The organism is Pseudoxanthomonas koreensis (assembly GCF_010093225.1).
Lineage (GTDB): Bacteria > Pseudomonadota > Gammaproteobacteria > Xanthomonadales > Xanthomonadaceae > Pseudoxanthomonas > Pseudoxanthomonas koreensis.
Map to the genome: position 1 here is coordinate 54,336 of NZ_PDWM01000014.1, position 16,329 is coordinate 70,664.

Consider the following 16,329-nt stretch of genomic DNA (forward strand, 5'->3'; position numbering starts at 1 on the left):
CGGCATGAGCTGGAGCCCGGAACTGGAAGCACGCTACGCCGAACTGGGCGCGCGGCTCGAACCGCTGCTGCCCTGCCTGGAATGGCCGCTGCACCTGCCGTGGATCGATGCGATCCGCCCGCTCAAGCGCGAGCGCGGCGCGGGGATCATGGCCCACAGCTACCAGTCGCCGGAGATCTTCCACGGCGTGGCTGACGTCACCGGCGACTCGCTGGCGCTGGCCCGCGCCGCCGCCGACTGCGACGCGCAGCTGATCGTGTTGGCCGGCGTGCACTTCATGGCCGAAAGCGCCAAGATCCTGGCCCCCGACAAGACCGTGCTGATCCCGGACCTGGAAGCGGGCTGCTCGCTCGCCGCCTCGATCACCGCCGCCGACGTGCGCGGGTTGCGCGAGCGCCATCCAGGTGCGCCGGTGGTCAGCTACGTCAACACCAGCGCCGAGGTGAAGGCCGAATCCGACGCCTGCTGCACCTCGGCCAACGCCACCCGGGTGGTGGAAGCGATGGCCGCCGCGTCCGGCTCCAGCAAGGTGATCTTCCTGCCCGACCGCTTCCTCGGCCACCACGTCGCCCAGCAGACCGGGATCGACCTGGTGCTGTGGGACGGCCGCTGCGAAGTGCATGAGCAGTTCACCGCGCAGCAGGCGCGGCACGCGCGCGAACGCTTCGACGCGAAGCTGGTCGCCCACCCCGAGTGCCCGCCGGACGTCCAGGACGAGGCCGATTTCGTCGGTTCGACCACGGCGATGGGCGCCTGGCTCGAACGCGAGCAGCCGTCGCGGGTGGCACTGATCACCGAATGCTCGATGGCCGACAACCTGCGCGCGCGCTTCCCGAAGACCGAATTCATCAAGCCCTGCAACCTGTGCCCGCACATGCAGCGGATCACCCTGCCCAACATCCACGCCTGCCTGCAGGAACTGAAGCACGAAGTGGTGGTGCCGCCGGAGATCGCCGCGCGCGCGCGCACCGCACTGGAACGGATGCTGGCGGTCGGCCGCCACGACCGCGCGTGAGGGCGCCGCGCGCGCCGCTGGTGGTGGTCGGCAGCGGCGGGCCGGCCTGTCGGTCGCCCTGGCCGCGGCACCGCGGCCGGTGCTGCTGCTGGCGCGCGGCGCCGATGGCGCCGGCAGCACCACCGCACTGGCGCAGGGCGGCATCGCCGTGGCCCTGGGCGCCGGCGACTCGCCGGCCGCGCATGCGCTCGACACCCTGCTCGCCGGCGCGCACCACAACCACCGCGCCGCGGTGCGCCACCTGGTCACGCGGGCGCCGGCGGCGATCGCGCGCCTGCAGGCGCAGGGGCTGGACTTCGACCGCGACGGTGACGGCCTGTGCCTGGGCCGCGAGGGCGGCCATCGCGCCCACCGGATCGTGCACGCCGGTGGCGACGCCAGCGGCGCGCGGCTGGTGGCCGCGCTGGCACGCGCGGTGCGCGCTGCCGGCCATGTCGAGGTACGCGGTGGCGTGCAGGTCCAGGCGCTGCTGCTGCGTGGAGGCGCGATTGCCGGCGTGCGCCTGCGCGCGGCATCCGGCCGCGCCACGATGGTGGAAACCGGCGACGTGGTCCTGGCCACCGGCGGCATCGGCGCGCTGTTCGCGGCCACCACCAATCCGGCCGGTGCCGACGGCAGCGGCCTGGCGCTGGGCCTGGCCGCCGGTGCGGCCGCGCGCGACCTGGAGTTCGTGCAGTTCCATCCGACTGCGCTGGCGGTGCCGGCGACGGCTGCGTCCGGCGGCGCCTTGCCGCTGGTCACCGAAGCGCTGCGCGGCGCCGGCGCACGGCTGTACGACGACCACGGCCGGCGCCTGATGGCCGGCCTGCATCCGCTGGAGGACCTCGCCCCGCGCGACCTGGTCGCACGCCGGGTCTGGCAGGAACTGCGCGACGGCGGCCGTGCCTGGCTGGACGCGACCCTGCTGGGCGATGCGTGGCCGTCGCGCTTCCCCACCGTGCATGCGGCCTGCCGCGCGCATGGCATCGACCCGGCGGTCGCGCGCATTCCCATCACCCCGGCCGCACATTTCCACATGGGCGGACTGGCCGTCGACCTGGATGGCCGCACCGGCGTGCCCGGCCTGCATGCGGGGGGCGAAGTGGCCTGCAACGGCGTGCATGGCGCCAACCGGCTGGCGAGCAATTCGCTGCTGGCGGGGCTGGGGTTCGGCCATCGCATCGGCTGCCGCCTGGCGGGCGCCGGCGATGCCGCACCGCCGGCAGGCGGCGACTTCGCCTGGGCCGGCCCTGGCCAGGCCGCCAATGCCGATGCGCTGGATCGGCTGCGCGCGCTGTTGTGGCACGCGCTGGGTCCGGTGCGCGATGCCGGCGGGCTGGTCGAAGCGCAGCGCAACCTGCGCGAGGATGCCCACGCCTGCGGCTGGCAGGGTCGGTTGGCGTCCCGGCTGGTCGAGGCGGCGCTGCAGCGTGGCGGCAGCCTGGGAGCGCACTGGCGCGGCGACGCGGAGTGAAAGCGCGCCGGCTCAGGCCGCGCCCGTGGCCACCGCCATCGCCAGCGCGGCCTTGCCCGGCAGGCCATCCCAGTAGCCGCTCGGTGGGCCCAACGGCTGCGGCAGTTCCGTCGCATCCAGGGCCTGGCGGAAACGCCCGACCACGCCGGCGGTGCCTTCGGCCTGCGGCGAGATCCGCAACACGCCCACGCCGCATGCGGCCAGTTCGTCGCGCAGCGGCGCCATGTCGATCACTTCGCTGCCCTGCACCTGGATGCCGTTGATGGTCAGGAACGGTTCGCCCTCGCGGGTGGACAGCGGCATGCCTTCGGGATGTTCGATGCAGCGGAACCCGCACTGGTCCTTGGGCAGGTCCAGCGCGCGTGCGGTGAAGCAGCGCGCCGACCACGCCAGCGGCAGCCGGCCCCAGGCCAGCATCTCCAGCTCCGGCATCGGCTTTTCATCGGCGGCCATCGCCTCGCGCATCTCCTGCAGCAGCACCCGGCCCTGCTCGGTGCCGGGCACCCAGCGGCGCAGGCCGTCTTCGACCAGCATCGCCAGCGCGCGGTGGTTGTACACGTTGAGGCTGGGGCCGCCGACGAAGGGCACGCCGCGCTCGCGGCACAGCTGCACCGCCGACAGGTCGTTGGCCTCGATCATGAAACGGTCGTTGCCGACCTGGCGGTGGACCACGCCCAGTTCCGACTCGGCCTCGACCAGGGCCAGGGTCGACAGCACCACTTCCTTGCCGGCCTCGGCAAGTTCTTCGGCCAGCGCCAGCCAGTCGCGGAAACCGAGTTCGCGGCGCTTGCTGCATACCGTCTCGCCCAGGTAGACGATGTCCACCGGCCAGTCGGCGACGCTGCGATAGAACGCAAGGGTGGTGGCGCGCGGCCAGAAGTACTGCAGCGGGCCCAGGCTCAGCTTCATCGTCGGCTCCATGGAGATCGCGCTCAGTGCCAGGCGCGGTGGTAGGGGCCGAGCGTGGTCTGCTGGCCCTCGGCGTGCGCCGACAGCGCGCGCTGCCAGTCGTCCTGCACCGACCAGCGTTGCGGATCGCCGCGGTAGCGGTCGATCGCCTGGCGCCAGGTGGACGCCACCGCGCGCACGTAGGCCACGCCGCGCTGGCGGCCTTCGATCTTCAGCGCCGCCACGCCGGCCTCGGCCAGCCGCGGCAGCAGCTCCAGGGTGTTGAGGCTGGTCGGCTCCTCCAGCGCGTGGAAGATCTCGCCGCCGACGTCGTAGCGGCCCTTGCACACGGTGGGATAGCCGGCCGGCTCGCCCTCGGCGAAGCGGTCGATCAGCATGCCGTTGACGCGCACACTGCGGCTGTTGTCCTGCGGATGCTCTTCCCAGCGCACGAAGTTCGCCGGCGAGCACACGCCATGGCGGTTGGGCGACATGCCGGTGACGTAGCTGGATAGCTGGCAGCGGCCCTCGACCATGATGCACAGGCTGCCGAAGGCGAACACCTCGATCGCCACCGGCGAGGCCGCGCACAACCGCTCGACCTGCTGCACCGACAGTACCCGCGGCAGCACCGCGCGGGCGATGCCGAAGCGCTCGTACGCGTACTTCAGCGCCGGCGCGGTGGTCGCCGAACCTTGCACCGACAGGTGCCGGGCCATCTGCGGATGGTGCCGGCAGGCGTAGTCGAGCACGCCCATCTCCGCGGCGATGATCGCGTCCACGCCCAGCTCGGCGGCCTGGTCGACCGCAGCCTGCCAGGCCGGCAGGCGCGCACTGTCCGGGTAGGTGTTCAGGGCCAGGTAGACCTGGCGGTCCAGCGCGTGCGCGTAGGCGATGCCCTGGCGCAGTTCGCGCTGGTCGAAGTTCAGGCCGGGGAACGCGCGCGCGTTGGTCTGGTCGCGGAAGCCGGCGTAGACCGCATCGGCGCCGGCGTCGATCGCCGCGCGCAACGCCGGCAGGTTGCCGGCCGGACACACCAGTTGCATGGTCGCTCTCCCGCTCGAAGGGAGCGCCATCCTAGGCGGCCGCGGCGGCGCGCTCATTGATCCATGTCAGGTCCGGGCGTGCGGACCAGCGCCGACCACAACGCGTCCATGCGCTGTTCCACCCGCGGATCCTGCACGATCGGCCGGCCCCACTCGCGCGCCGACTCGCCCGGCCACTTGCGGGTGGCGTCCAGGCCCAGCTTGGAGCCGAGCCCTGACACCGGCGTGGCGAAATCCAGGTAGTCGATCGGGGTGTTCTCCACCAGCATGCTGTCGCGCGCCGGGTCGACCCGGGTCGAGATCGCCCAGATCACCTGGCTCCAGTCGCGCACGTCCACGTCCTCGTCGGTGACGATCACGAACTTGGTGTAGGTGAACTGGCGCAGGTAGGACCAGACCGCCATCATGATCCGCCGCGCATGGCCCGGGTACTGCTTGCGGATGCTGACCACCGCGATCCGGTACGAGCACGCCTCCGGCGGCAGGTAGAAGTCGACGATTTCCGGGAACACCTTGCGCAGGATCGGCACGAAGATGTCGTTGAGCGCCATCGACAGCACCGACGGCTCGTCGTGCGGCGAGCGGCCCATGTAGCTGCCGTGGTAGATCGCGTCACGGCGCAGGCGCATCCGTTCCACGGTCAGCACCGGGAAGGTGCCCTGCGCGTTGTAGTAGCCGGTGTGGTCGCCGAACGGGCCTTCCAGTGCGGTGTCGCCGGGATGGATGAAGCCCTCGAGCAGGATCTCCGCGCCGGCCGGCGCGTCCAGCCCGGTCAGCCCGCTGCGCCAGACGCGGCTGCGCGAGCCGCGCAGCAGGCCGGCGAACTCGTACTCGGACAGCGAATCGGGCACCGGCGCCACCGCCGCCAGCATCGTCGCCGGGTCGGCGCCGATCGCCACCAGCACCGGGAACGGCTTGTCGGGGAAGGCCTGCTGCCAGGATGCGTAGTCCTGCGCACCGCCACGGTGCGGCAGCCAGCGCATGATCACGCGGTTGCCGCCGAGCAGTTGCTGGCGGTAGATGCCCAGGTTCTGCCGCGGCTGGTGCACGCCACGGGTGATGACCATGCCGAAGGTGACCAGGCGCCCTGCGTCCTCAGGCCAGCAGCGCTGCACCGGCAGCTTGGCCAGGTCGATGTCGGCGGCCTCCACCACCTGTTCGCAGAACGCGGCGTCCTCGACCCGCTTCGGCGCCACGTTGGCCAGCTGCGCCAGCCCGGGCCACTGCTCCAGCGCATCGCGCAGCGAGGCCGGCCAGCGCGGCTCCTTCAGCGCCGCCAGCAGTTCGCCCAGTTCGCGCAGCGAGGCGATCGGGCGGTCGCCGATGGCCAGCTCGATCCGGCGGCGGTGCCCGAACAGGTTGCCCAGCATCGGGTGGGTGGAACCGGTCGCGTTCTGCATCAGCAGCGCCGGCCCGCCCTCTCTGAGTGCGCGCAGGCACAGGCTGGTGCTTTCCAGCTCCGGATCCACCGGCGCGTCGATCTCCAGCAGTTGCCGGTGGCGGAACAGGTGCTGGAGGAAGGCGCGCAGGTCGTGCATGGGGCGTGGTCCGGGAGCGGCGGATGGCCCTCGAACGCTAGTGGCGGTGCTGGCCGGTGGCGATGACGCAGGTCAAGCCACCGGTGCCCTGCCCCTGCGGGCTCAGTAGTTGAAGTTGAGCTTGATCCAGCCGGTGCGGCCCGGTTCGGCGATGCGCTGCGGCTCGGCCGGGTAGCCGAAGGAGCTGTTGCCGGCCAGGTTGAGGTGCTCGCTGTACTCGCGGTCGAACAGGTTGTCGATGCCGGCGGTGAGCTGGATGCGGTCGCTGAAGCGGTAGCCGCCGTTGATCGAGAACACTTCGAAGCCGGGGCTTGGCCCCAGGTCGCGGCCGACCACGTTGCCCTGGTCGGTGTTGACCCGGTCCTGCGAGGCGGCCACGCGCAGCAGCGCGCCCCACGACCACGGCCCGCGCTCACCGCTGGCCGACAGGCGTGCTTCCAGCGGCGGCATCTGCGGCAGCGGGCCCTCGTCCGTTTCGCCCCAGGCGTAGGCCAGCACGCCTGACAGCTTGAGCCCGTCGCGCGGCGTCCAGTCCACGCCCAGCTCGCCGCCGGCGATGTCGGCGTCAAGGTTCCGCGCGCGCGTGGTGGTGCCCATCATCCCTCCGCTCATGTAGTCGAACAGGATGTAGTCGTCGATCCGGCCGGCGTACACCGACGCCCAGGCCTCGACCGCGCCGCTGCGGTACTGCAGGCCGGCATCGAGCTGGGTGGTGCGTTCGGGTTGCACGCCGGCAAAGGCGTTGGCGGCGCCGGCCGGGCCAAGGTTCGGCGAGAACAGCTCCCAGTAGTCGGGCATGCGCTCGGCATGGCCGATGCCGGCGTACCAGCCCAGGCGGCCGGCCATGTCGCGCTCGTAGCGGATGAAGCCGCCCGGCAGGGTCTCGCTGCGCTGCTGGCCTGCGGTGGGATTGGGCAGCGGCATCATGCCGCTGCCGGTGGTGGCTCGCAGGTCATCCACTTCGGCGCGGTCGATGCGCAGCCCGGACATGAGGTGGTTGGCCTCGTCCAGGTGCCAGTGCGATTCGGCGAACACGCCGACGGTGCGGAAGCGCGCGTCCTCGCTCCACGGCATGTTGCGGTAGTTACCCCGGCCCATCGCGCTGCGCTTGCGGTGTTCGCTCTGGCGGCCGTCGACGCCTGCGGTCACTTCCCAGCGGTCCTGCTGCCAGGTCAGCGCCACGCGGCCGCCCTGGCTGGTATCGCCGACGTTGCTGGCCATCGGCATCGGCATGCTGCTGGACGGATCCGGATCGCGCAGCGTGTAGTTGTCCATGACGTGGTCGACCTCGTTGCGGTAGACGTTCGCCGCCACCGCGTCGAGCACGCCGCCGATGTGTTTCTTCTCGAAGCGCAGGCCGAGGCTGTCGCGGCGGAACTGCGAGCCGTCCATGCCGCGCCCGGCGTAGCGCGCCTCAGCATCGCCGGCGCCGGCGCTGAGCTCCAGCACCGTGTCCTCGTCCGGGGTCCAGCCCAGCGCCGCGTCGGCGTTCCACTTTTCCCAGGCCGAGGGCACTTCGCGGCCGCCGCCGTCGCTGTAGTCGTCGGCTTCGGAGCGGTTGGCCGAGGCGCGCACATAGCCGCGCGGGGTGCCGGCACTGGCGTCGATCACCTGGTCGTTGCGGCCGTTGCTGCCGGCCAGCACGCTGCCGGCGGCGCGCACGCCCGCGCGGTCGAAGTAGGGGATCTCGCGCTCGAAGCGCACCGTGCCGGCCGAGGCACCGCCGCCCCACAGCACCGTCTGCGGGCCCTTGATCACGGTCAGCCGGTCGTAGGTTTCCGGTGCGATGTAGGACATGGCGTTGTCCATGCGCGAGGGGCAGGCGCCGCTGAGCGCGCCATCGTTGGTCAGCAGCGCGATGCGCGAGCCGAACATGCCGCGCAGCACCGGGTCGCCGTTGGTGCCGCCGCTGCGCAGGGTGCTGAAGCCGGGGATGGTCTTGAGGTAGTCGGCGCCGTCGCTGGCCGGGACCGGCTGCCGCGGCAGCTTCGGGTCGGTGACGAAGGTGCTTGCAGCAATCGGCGCCACGCCAATCACCACCACACCGTCGATCTGGGTGACCGCTGCGGTGGTCGGCGCGGCATGCACGTGCGCGGCTTCGGAGGGTTCCGGTGCAGGCGCCGGTGTCGCCACCGCCGCGGGCGGGACGAACAGGGCGCCGGCCAGGGCGCAGGCGAGCAGGGTCCTTTTCATGGTGCTCTTCCGTTCTCTTTTCCGTTTTCGATGTGCAGATTCTGGGGCCGCGCAAGTCGCAGGGGATTGGACAAAATGTCCACCTGAAGGGTTGCTTGACCTTTATCAAGCAGACCGCCACCACCGCGCCCAGGCTTGATGCAAATCAAGGAGCGCGACCATGCGCAGGCGCACGCTTTGTTCCGCAGACCAACGGACCCAACAGAGAGAACCGCAATGAAGACCCGTCACTCCCCGCTCCTCGCCTGTGCGCTTGCCGGTGCCATCGCTGCCGTGTTCGCCGGCCAGGCCATCGCCGCCAAGCCGGCCGCCGACGCCAACCTGCCGGTGATCCAGGCGCAGCTGACCGCGCCGCCGGAAGTACCGGCGCCGATCACGCGCAAGACGCCGGCCAAGATCGTCGTCGACCTGGAGATGGTCGAGAAGGACATGCGCCTGGCCGACGGCGTCACCTACAACTTCTGGACCTTCGGCGGCACGGTGCCGGGCAGCTTCATCCGCGTGCGCGAAGGCGACACGGTGGAGTTCAAGCTGAAGAACCACCACAGCTCGCACATGTCGCACAACATCGACCTGCACGCCGTCACCGGCCAGGGCGGTGGCGCCGAGGCCACGTTCACGCTGCCGGGCAAGGAAACGCAGTTCACCTTCAAGGCGCTCAACCCGGGCCTGTACGTCTACCACTGCGCGATGGCCCCGGTGGCGATGCACGTGGCCAACGGCATGTACGGCCTGATCCTGGTCGAGCCGGAGGAAGGCATGGAGCCGGTGGACCAGGAGTTCTACGTCATGCAGGGCGACTTCTACACCGAGGGCGAGCACGGCGAACCGGGCCTGCAGCCGTTCAGCCTGGAGAAGGGCATCGCCGAGCACCCGGACTACGTGGTGTTCAACGGTTCAGTCGGCGCCCTGACCGGCGACAACGCGCTGCAGGCCAAGGCCGGCGAGAAGATCCGCATGTTCGTCGGCAACGGCGGCCCGAACCTGGTGTCCAGCTTCCACGTCATCGGCGAGATCTTCGACAAGGTCTACATCGAGGGCGGCACCAAGTACCAGGAGAACGTGCAGACGACGCTGATCCCGGCCGGCGGTTCGGCCGTGGTCGAGTTCACCGCCGACGTCCCCGGCAACTTCGTGCTGGTCGACCACAGCATCTTCCGCGCCTTCCACAAGGGTGCGCTGGGCATCCTCAAGGTCGATGGCGAGCCGAAGCACGACATCTACACCGGCCAGCAGCACGACATCGACTACCCCGAAGGCATCCCGCAGGGCAACCAGTACAAGTAAGAGGCAGCACGCAGGCACCGAGATGGAACGCATGTCCCGCCCGAAACCGCTCCTGGCACTGGTTGCAGCCCTGGCCCTGGCACCGGCGCTTGCCGTTGCCGGCGGCCCGGACGCCAGCGCAGGCAACGGCGGCGCCAGGGACGGCACGATCGCCTGGCAGGCGATCGCCGGCGGGCAGTTCCGTTCCTCGGTGCGGTTCGAGGAGGCCTCGGCCACCGTGCCGGTGGCCTCCTTCCAGCTGATGTCGCGGCCGGTGAGCAACGCCCAGTTCGCCGCTTTCCTGCAGCGCCAGCCGCAGTGGCGGCGCGACCGCGTGCCGGCGGTGTTCTCCAGCCCCGGCTACCTGGGCCACTGGGCCACGCCCGAAGCCCCCGGCGACCACCTGGATGCGCAGGCACCGGTGGTGCACGTCAACTGGTACGCGGCCGACGCCTTCTGCCGCGACCAGGGCGCGCGCCTGCCCGACTTCGTCGAATGGGAATTCGCCGCCGCCGCAGACGCCACCCGCACCGATGCACGCGGCGACCGCGCCTGGCGCATGCGCCAGGTCAACGACGGCACCCCCGGCGCACCTGATGCCGCCCGCGACGCGCCGCCGAACGTCTACGGCGTGTACGGCCTGCACGGCGCGTACTGGGAATGGACCGGCGACTTCTCCTCGCTGCTGGGCGAAGGCGACCGCCGCGGCTCGGAGGATGGCGACGCGCTCCAGTTCTGCGGCGCCACCGCCCTGGCCTTCAACGACCAGGCCGACTACGGCGTGGTCAAGCGCTTCGTCCTGCTGTCGGCCCTTCAGCCCGGGGCCACCCTGGGCAACCTGGGATTCCGCTGTGCAAGGAGCCAGCCATGAAACTCCCGCTCAATCCCCTGCTGCTTGCGATCGCGCTGGCGACGGGAACGCTCGCCTTCCACGCAACAGCCGCGCCCGCCACCACGTCGGCGGCCGCCACGGCGAACGCGCTGCCCGGCGACTCGCTCTACCACCTGCAGGCCGGCCTCACCGACCAGCACGGCAAGCCGCTGCAATGGTCCGACCTGCGCGGCCAGCCGCAGCTGGTGTCGATGTTCTACGGCAACTGCCACCTGATGTGCCCGCTGATCCTGGAGAACGCCAAGGCACTGCAGAAGCAGTTGCCGGAAGCCGAGCGCGGCCGCCTGGGCGTGGCGATGCTCACCCTGGACCCGGCCCGCGATACGCCCGCGGCCATGGCCGAAGTGGCCGAGCGCCACCGCACGCCGGAGGACTGGCGCTACCTGGTCCCCGCGGCCGATGATGTCCGCGCGCTGGCCAGCGTCCTCGACGTTCGCTACCGCTTCCGCGAGGACGGCAGCATCAACCACACCAGCGTGCTGGTCCTGCTCGATGCCGAAGGTCGGCCGCTGGCCCGCTCGGAAGTGGACGGCGCGGCCCCCGACCCGGCCTTCCTGCAGCAGGTCCGCGACGCGCTCGCAACACCCTGAGCGCTATCCTTCACCCCATCACCTGTCACACCGCCAACAAGGAGCACCCCATGAACGCTACCCGCACCCTCGCCGCCCTGGCACTGTTCGGCATGGCCGGCATGGCGCACGCCGCCGGCAACTGCACCATCTCGCTCAAGGGCGACGATGCGATGAAGTTCGACCAGAAGGAGATCACCGTCTCGGCCGGCTGCCCGACCATCACCGTCGAGCTCACCCACACCGGCAAGCTGCCGGTCACCGCGATGGGCCACAACGTGGTCATCTCCAAGACCCCGGACATGGCTGGCGTGGCCCGCGATGCGATGAAGGCCGGTACCGCCAATGCCTACGTGCCGCCGGGCGACGCGCGCGTGATCGCCCATACCGACCTGATCGGCGGCGGCGCCAAGACCAAGATGACCTTCCCCGGCAAGAAGCTCACCGCCGGCGAAGACTACAGCTTCTTCTGCAGCTTCCCCGGCCACTCGACCCTGATGAAGGGCAAGCTGGTCGTCACCAAGTAAGGCGCCGGCCCGGCGCGCAGGCGCGCGCCGGGCCTGTCTCTCTGCAACGGGCCTTCGCGCCCCGGGAAAAACCGATGGAATTCCACGTACACGTTGCCGGCAAGGCGCTCGACCTGGACGCGCTCGAGGCCCGGTTGCTGGCGGTCGATCCGGCCGCGGTGCTCGACCTCGACAGCGCGGCCACGACACTGCGCATCTCCACCCTGGCCCAGGCGCAGGACCTGGCCGAGGCCCTGGCCGCGGCCGGCCAACCGGTCGCGCTGCACGACATCGAACAGCAGCCTTCGGTGTGCTGCGGGGGCTGCGGCGGCTGAGGCCGTACCCCGTTCCACTCCATCCGGAACCCGGTCTCGAGCGCCTGCCCGATGCGCACATGCGCGGCGCAAGGCGCGGGTTCGCCAGTACGCGGCGCAGGCGATAGCATCACGCACCTGCCCCGGGCAGCATGGACGAGAGGGGAACGGTTTGGAAAAGCCCAGGAAATCGGTGCGCCGCAAGGGCCGCGGCGTGACCATCGACGAAGTCGCCGCGCTCGCCGGCGTCTCGCCGATGACCGTATCGCGGGTGATGAACAACCAGGGCAAGGTCCGCGACACCACCCGCGAACGGGTGATGCGGGCCGTGCGCGAACTCGACTACACGCCCAACCTGGCCGCCAGTTCACTGGCCGCGGCGCAGCATACCCGCGTCGCCCTGGTCTACAACAATCCCAGCGACGCCTACCTGCGCGAGATCCTGGTCGGCCTGCTGCGCGTGGCCGCGCGCACCTCGATCCAGCTGGTGATCGACTACTGGGACAGCGCCGACACCGACACCGAGCGCAAGGCCGCGCGGACCATGGCCGGCCGGGTCGATGGCGTGATCCTGCTGCCACCGGTGTGCGAATCGCCCGCGGTGGTCGGCGAGTTCGTGCGCGCCGGGATCCCGGTCGTGGCCATCGCCGCCGGCCAGGGCAGCCTCGGGATCTCCTGCGTGCGCATCGACGACCTGCGCGCCGGCCGGGAGCTGGCCGACTACCTGGTCGCCCAGGGCCACACCCGGATCGGCTTCATCAAGGGCCGCGCCGACATGCGTGCCAGCGCGCTGCGCTACGAAGGCTTCCAGGCCGCGCTGTCCGCGGCCGGCCTGGCGCTGGACACCGCGCTGGTGCAACAGGGCGACTACACCTACCGCTCCGGGCTGAAGGCCGGCGGCAGGATCCTCGCCCACAAACGGCCGCCGACCGCGATCATCGCCTCCAACGACGACATGGCCGCGGCCGTGGTCTCGGTCGCGCACCGCCGCGGGCTGGACGTGCCACGCGACCTGGCCGTGGTCGGATTCGATGATTCATCCTCGGCCATCACGGTGTGGCCGGAACTGACCACCATCCACCAGCCGATCGCCGCGATGGCCAACGCCGCCATCGACATCCTGCTGCGCACCATCCGCGACAAGGACGGCGGCACGCGCGCACTGGTCGACCAGGTCATGCCGCACCGCCTGGTCGTGCGCGACTCGGCCGCGGCGCCCGCCAGGCGCGGCTGAACCGGCGGGCGGCGGCACCGCCCTCAGCGCGACAGCAGGTACTGGTTGAGCAGGTTCTCGTAGCGCTCCTGCTTGCCGCTGGTCTGCCTGGGCTCGCCGTTCTTCGCCGCCAGTGCGGCGAGATCGGCCAGGCCCAGCCGGCCCTCGGCGAAGCCCTTGCCATCGCCACCGTCGAAGCTGGCGTAGCGCTCGGTGCGCCACTTCTCCCACGGCGAGTCGTTGAGCAGCGCATGCGCCACTTCCAGGCCACGGGCGAACGCGTCCATGCCGCCGATGTGGGCGATGAACAGGTCCTCCATGTCGGTGGATTCGCGGCGCGGCTTGGCGTCGAAGTTCAGGCCGCCGACCAGCCCGCCCTGGCGCAGCACCACCATCATCGCGCCGACGGTGTCGTACAGGTCGGTGGGGAACTGGTCGGTGTCCCAGCCGTTCTGCGGATTGCCGCGGTTGGCGTCGATGCTGCCGAGCAGGCCATGGTCGGAAGCGACCTGCAGGTCGTGCTCGAAGGTGTGGCCGGACAGGGTGGCGTGGTTGGCTTCGATATTGAGCGAGAAGTCCTTCTCCAGCCCGTGCTCCTTGAGGAAGCCGGCGACGGTGGCGCTGTCGAAGTCGTACTGGTGCTTCATCGGCTCCATCGGTTTCGGCTCGATGAAGAACTTGCCCGTGAAGCCGATGCTGCGGCCGTAGTCGCGCGCGGCGGCGAGGAAGCGGGCGAAGTGGGCCAGCTCGCGCTTCATGTCGGTGTTGTGCAGGCAGGCATAGCCCTCGCGGCCGCCCCAGAACACGTAGTTCTCGCCGCCCAGCTCGACGGTGGCGTCGAGCGCGGCCTTTACCTGCACCGCGGCGCGGGCCACGACATGAAAATCCGGGTTGGTCGAGGCGCCGTTCATGTAGCGCGGATGCGAGAACAGGTTGGCCGTGCCCCACAGCAGCTTCATCCCGGTGGCCTGCTGGCGCTCTTTCGCCATCGCGACCATGCGCGTGAGGTTGCGCTGGTACTGGCCGATGTCCTCCGCGTCCGGCGCCAGGTCCACGTCGTGGAAGCAGTAGTACGGCACGCCGAGCTTGGTGAAGAACTCGAACGCGGCGTCGACCTTGGCTTCGGCGGTGGCCATGGCGTTGTCGCGCTCCCACGGGAAGCGGCGCGTGCCCGGGCCGAACGGGTCGGCGCCGGCGTTGCAGAAGGTGTGCCAGTAGCAGACCGCGAAGCGCAGGTGCTCGCGCATGGTCTTGCCGCCGATCTTCTTGTTGGCGTCGTAGACCTTGAACGCCAGCGGGTTGTCCGAACCGGCGCCCTCGTAGGGGACCTGGCCGATGCCGGGGAAGTATTCCTTCGCGCCGATGAATGCCTTGCTGCTCATGTCTTCGCTTCCGTCGTGGGTGGTGCCGGTCTTGCGGGAATTCGCGTTCAGGCGTACAGCGGCCGGATCGCGTCGAGGTGGGAAAGGAAACGGCGGTACTGTACGTCGTAGGCGGCGGTGGCCTCGGCGCGCGGGTGCGCCGACAGGCGCGGTTCCAGGCGCACATGCGCGGCGGCTAGCGCGGCCAAGTCGGCGTCGGCGGCGCGCTGCGTGGCCCACAGCGCCTGCAGCGCCGCGCCGAAGGCCGCGCCTTCAGCCTGCTCCGGCACGTCCACCGGCAGGCCGAACACGTCGGCCACCATCTGCCGCCACACCGCGCTGTGGCTGCCGCCGCCGGTGAGGCGGATCGCCTCGAAGCGCATGCCTGCATCGACGAAGGCGTCGTAGCCGTTCTTCAGGCTGTACACCGCCCCTTCCATCGCCGCGCGGTACAGGTTGGCCGGGGTGAAGTTGGTGGCGGTCATGCCGAACACGCTGCCGCGGCCATTGGGCAGGTTGGGCGTGCGCTCGCCGTTGAGGAACGGCAGCATCAGCAGGCCGTCGGCGCCGGGGCGGGTATTGGCCAGCAGCGCGTCGCCGTCCTTCGTGGAGAAGCCGCACAACCTGGCCACCGACTCGGTGGCCACGGTGCAGTTCATGGTGCAGACCAGCGGCAGCCAGCCGCCGGTGGAATCGCAGAACGCGGCCCAGCGGCCCTCGTCATCGACGATCGGGCGGTCGGCGTGCGCGAACAGCGTGCCGGACGTGCCCAGGCTCATGCTCAGCACGCCCGGTGAAACGTTGCCGGTGCCGATGGCGGCCATCATGTTGTCGCCACCGCCGGCCGACACGCGCACCCCGCGCGGCAGACCGAGTTCGTCGGCGACGGCCGCGGCGATGGCGCAGGTGAAATCGGCGTCCACCAGGGGCGGCAGGCAGTCGAAAAGGTCGCGGTCGGGATCGGTGGCCGCGATCATCTCGTTGGACCACTGCCGCTTGCGCACGTCCAGCCAGCCGGTGCCCGACGCATCGCCGCACTCCATCCAGCGTTCGCCGGTGAGCCAGAAGTTTACGTAGTCGTGCGGCAGCAGGATCGTGGCCAGCTGTGCGTAGGCCTGCGGACGGTGCTTGCGGGTCCACGGCAACCTGGAAGCGGTGTAGCCGACCAGGACCGGGTTGCCGGCAAGATCGATCGCGCCCCGCGCGCCGCCGATCGCGTCCATGATCAGGTCGCATTCGGCCGCGGTGCTGGTGTCGCACCACAGCTTGGCCGGCGCCAGCACGTTGCCGTCGCGGTCGACCGGGACAAAGCCGTGCTGCTGGCCGGACACGCCGATCGCCCCAGTGCGCGCGCGCAGCGCCGGGTCCAGGCGCGCGAAGCAGCCGCGGATCGCCTCGATCCACCACTCGGCGCGCTGCTCGCGGCTGCCGTCGTCGCCGGACGCCAGTTCCAGGGCTTCGCCGATGGTCGCGACCACCTGCCGCGACTGCGGGTCGTAGGCCACCAGCTTGACGCTCTGCGTGCCCACGTCCAGGCCGATCACCATCGGGTTGTTCCGGTCCATGTCGGCCATCGTGTTAGCGCTACCATCATCGCCAGGGAAAAACGGGCCACCGGCCCGTTGCAGCCAGGCGGAGAAACGGCCGTGGCTGGGCAGGACTCTACCAGCCCCCCGGAAAATGGCTTGCTGCAGCGCGCAACCTTCACCCCATGCAGCGGGACCTTCGACCGGCGTCATCTGCGCCAGACACATTGATGTATTGATCGCATACATCAATCCGTCGCGCCCGTTTGCCCACGAAACGGCCGCTTTGCCCCGCTCCGGGCCACGGCTGGCCGGACCGGCGACCTAGAATCGAGCCGACCCCTTGATGCAGCACCCGCTGACCCTTTTACACATCTGACCCCGCCGCCGCCCACCACACCCCCCCCCCCCCCCCCCCCCCCCCCCCCCCCCCCCCCCCCCCCCCCCCCCCCCCCCCCCCCCCCCCCCCCCCCCCCCCCCCCCCCCCCCCCCCCCCCCCCCCCCCCCCCCCCCCCCCCCCCCCCCCCCCCCCCCCCCCCCCCCCCCCCC

The 16,329-nt window shown here is 70.9% G+C and carries 14 protein-coding genes; 8 read left to right on the forward strand and 6 right to left on the reverse strand.

The features are described 5' to 3' along the window. Positions 1-4: 4 nt before the first annotated feature. Both nadA and CSC64_RS06260 read left to right on the forward strand, forming a co-directional pair. On the forward strand, positions 5-1,015 hold the full coding sequence (gene nadA, locus CSC64_RS06255; RefSeq protein WP_162434468.1) for a quinolinate synthase NadA: 1,011 nt from the start codon (positions 5-7) through the stop codon (positions 1,013-1,015). A 79-nt stretch (positions 1,016-1,094) separates the two neighbouring features. Further along, entirely contained in the window at positions 1,095-2,468 is a 1,374-nt protein-coding gene (locus tag CSC64_RS06260) for an L-aspartate oxidase (RefSeq protein WP_238389784.1), read from the forward strand. 12 nt (positions 2,469-2,480) lie between these two features. Here CSC64_RS06260 and CSC64_RS06265 read toward each other — a convergent pair whose 3' ends face one another. From CSC64_RS06265 to CSC64_RS06280, 4 genes are all read right to left on the reverse strand, one after another. Continuing rightward, positions 2,481-3,377, reverse strand: a complete 897-nt coding sequence (locus tag CSC64_RS06265; RefSeq protein ID WP_162434469.1) for a U32 family peptidase — start codon at positions 3,375-3,377, stop codon at positions 2,481-2,483. A gap of 23 nt (positions 3,378-3,400) precedes the next feature. Then, the gene (gene ubiU, locus CSC64_RS06270; protein WP_162434470.1) at positions 3,401-4,402 is read right to left on the reverse strand and encodes a ubiquinone anaerobic biosynthesis protein UbiU; all 1,002 of its coding nucleotides are present in this window, start codon (positions 4,400-4,402) and stop codon (positions 3,401-3,403) included. 53 nt (positions 4,403-4,455) lie between these two features. Next, positions 4,456-5,940 (reverse strand): UbiD family decarboxylase, encoded by a 1,485-nt coding sequence (locus tag CSC64_RS06275; RefSeq protein WP_162434471.1) that lies wholly within the window; start codon positions 5,938-5,940, stop codon positions 4,456-4,458. Positions 5,941-6,042: 102 nt separating this feature from the next. Continuing rightward, entirely contained in the window at positions 6,043-8,133 is a 2,091-nt protein-coding gene (locus CSC64_RS06280) for a TonB-dependent copper receptor (RefSeq protein ID WP_162434472.1), read from the reverse strand. A 216-nt stretch (positions 8,134-8,349) separates the two neighbouring features. On the opposite strand from CSC64_RS06280, the gene nirK reads away from it, so the two are divergent. From nirK to CSC64_RS06310, 6 genes are all read left to right on the forward strand, one after another. Further along, the gene (gene nirK, locus CSC64_RS06285) at positions 8,350-9,420 is read left to right on the forward strand and encodes a copper-containing nitrite reductase (protein ID WP_162434473.1); all 1,071 of its coding nucleotides are present in this window, start codon (positions 8,350-8,352) and stop codon (positions 9,418-9,420) included. Positions 9,421-9,451: 31 nt separating this feature from the next. Beyond that, positions 9,452-10,270 carry an SUMF1/EgtB/PvdO family nonheme iron enzyme gene (locus CSC64_RS06290; RefSeq protein ID WP_162434474.1) on the forward strand — a complete coding sequence of 273 codons (819 nt, stop codon included), beginning with the start codon at positions 9,452-9,454 and terminating at the stop codon, positions 10,268-10,270. After that, on the forward strand, positions 10,267-10,881 hold the full coding sequence (locus CSC64_RS06295; RefSeq protein WP_162434475.1) for an SCO family protein: 615 nt from the start codon (positions 10,267-10,269) through the stop codon (positions 10,879-10,881). The genes CSC64_RS06290 and CSC64_RS06295 overlap by 4 nt, the downstream gene beginning before the upstream one ends. 50 nt (positions 10,882-10,931) lie before the next feature. Further along, entirely contained in the window at positions 10,932-11,387 is a 456-nt protein-coding gene (azu, locus tag CSC64_RS06300) for an azurin (RefSeq protein WP_162434476.1), read from the forward strand. 74 nt (positions 11,388-11,461) lie between these two features. Then, positions 11,462-11,701 (forward strand): hypothetical protein, encoded by a 240-nt coding sequence (locus CSC64_RS06305; RefSeq protein ID WP_162434477.1) that lies wholly within the window; start codon positions 11,462-11,464, stop codon positions 11,699-11,701. A 151-nt stretch (positions 11,702-11,852) separates the two neighbouring features. Then, positions 11,853-12,914, forward strand: a complete 1,062-nt coding sequence (locus CSC64_RS06310) for a LacI family DNA-binding transcriptional regulator (RefSeq protein WP_162434478.1) — start codon at positions 11,853-11,855, stop codon at positions 12,912-12,914. Positions 12,915-12,937: 23 nt separating this feature from the next. Here the strand turns inward: CSC64_RS06310 and xylA are convergent, their stop codons facing one another. Both xylA and xylB read right to left on the reverse strand, forming a co-directional pair. After that, entirely contained in the window at positions 12,938-14,275 is a 1,338-nt protein-coding gene (xylA, locus tag CSC64_RS06315) for a xylose isomerase (protein WP_162434479.1), read from the reverse strand. A 47-nt stretch (positions 14,276-14,322) separates the two neighbouring features. After that, positions 14,323-15,819 carry a xylulokinase gene (xylB, locus tag CSC64_RS06320; protein ID WP_238389785.1) on the reverse strand — a complete coding sequence of 499 codons (1,497 nt, stop codon included), beginning with the start codon at positions 15,817-15,819 and terminating at the stop codon, positions 14,323-14,325. Positions 15,820-16,329: the final 510 nt, after the last annotated feature.

What these genes read in the sequence shown, in the direction of transcription:
- CSC64_RS06290 (WP_162434474.1), top strand. Translation starts at nt 9,452, where the DNA reads ATGTCCCGCCCGAAACCGCTCCTGGCACTGGTTGCAGCCCTGGCCCTG.
- azu (WP_162434476.1), top strand. Translation starts at nt 10,932, where the DNA reads ATGAACGCTACCCGCACCCTCGCCGCCCTGGCACTGTTCGGCATGGCC.
- CSC64_RS06295 (WP_162434475.1), top strand. Translation starts at nt 10,267, where the DNA reads ATGAAACTCCCGCTCAATCCCCTGCTGCTTGCGATCGCGCTGGCGACG.
- nirK (WP_162434473.1), top strand. Translation starts at nt 8,350, where the DNA reads ATGAAGACCCGTCACTCCCCGCTCCTCGCCTGTGCGCTTGCCGGTGCC.
- CSC64_RS06265 (WP_162434469.1), bottom strand. Translation starts at nt 3,377, where the DNA reads ATGAAGCTGAGCCTGGGCCCGCTGCAGTACTTCTGGCCGCGCGCCACC.
- ubiU (WP_162434470.1), bottom strand. Translation starts at nt 4,402, where the DNA reads ATGCAACTGGTGTGTCCGGCCGGCAACCTGCCGGCGTTGCGCGCGGCG.
- nadA (WP_162434468.1), top strand. Translation starts at nt 5, where the DNA reads ATGAGCTGGAGCCCGGAACTGGAAGCACGCTACGCCGAACTGGGCGCG.
- xylB (WP_238389785.1), bottom strand. Translation starts at nt 15,819, where the DNA reads ATGGACCGGAACAACCCGATGGTGATCGGCCTGGACGTGGGCACGCAG.
- CSC64_RS06275 (WP_162434471.1), bottom strand. Translation starts at nt 5,940, where the DNA reads ATGCACGACCTGCGCGCCTTCCTCCAGCACCTGTTCCGCCACCGGCAA.
- CSC64_RS06280 (WP_162434472.1), bottom strand. Translation starts at nt 8,133, where the DNA reads ATGAAAAGGACCCTGCTCGCCTGCGCCCTGGCCGGCGCCCTGTTCGTC.
- xylA (WP_162434479.1), bottom strand. Translation starts at nt 14,275, where the DNA reads ATGAGCAGCAAGGCATTCATCGGCGCGAAGGAATACTTCCCCGGCATC.
- CSC64_RS06305 (WP_162434477.1), top strand. Translation starts at nt 11,462, where the DNA reads ATGGAATTCCACGTACACGTTGCCGGCAAGGCGCTCGACCTGGACGCG.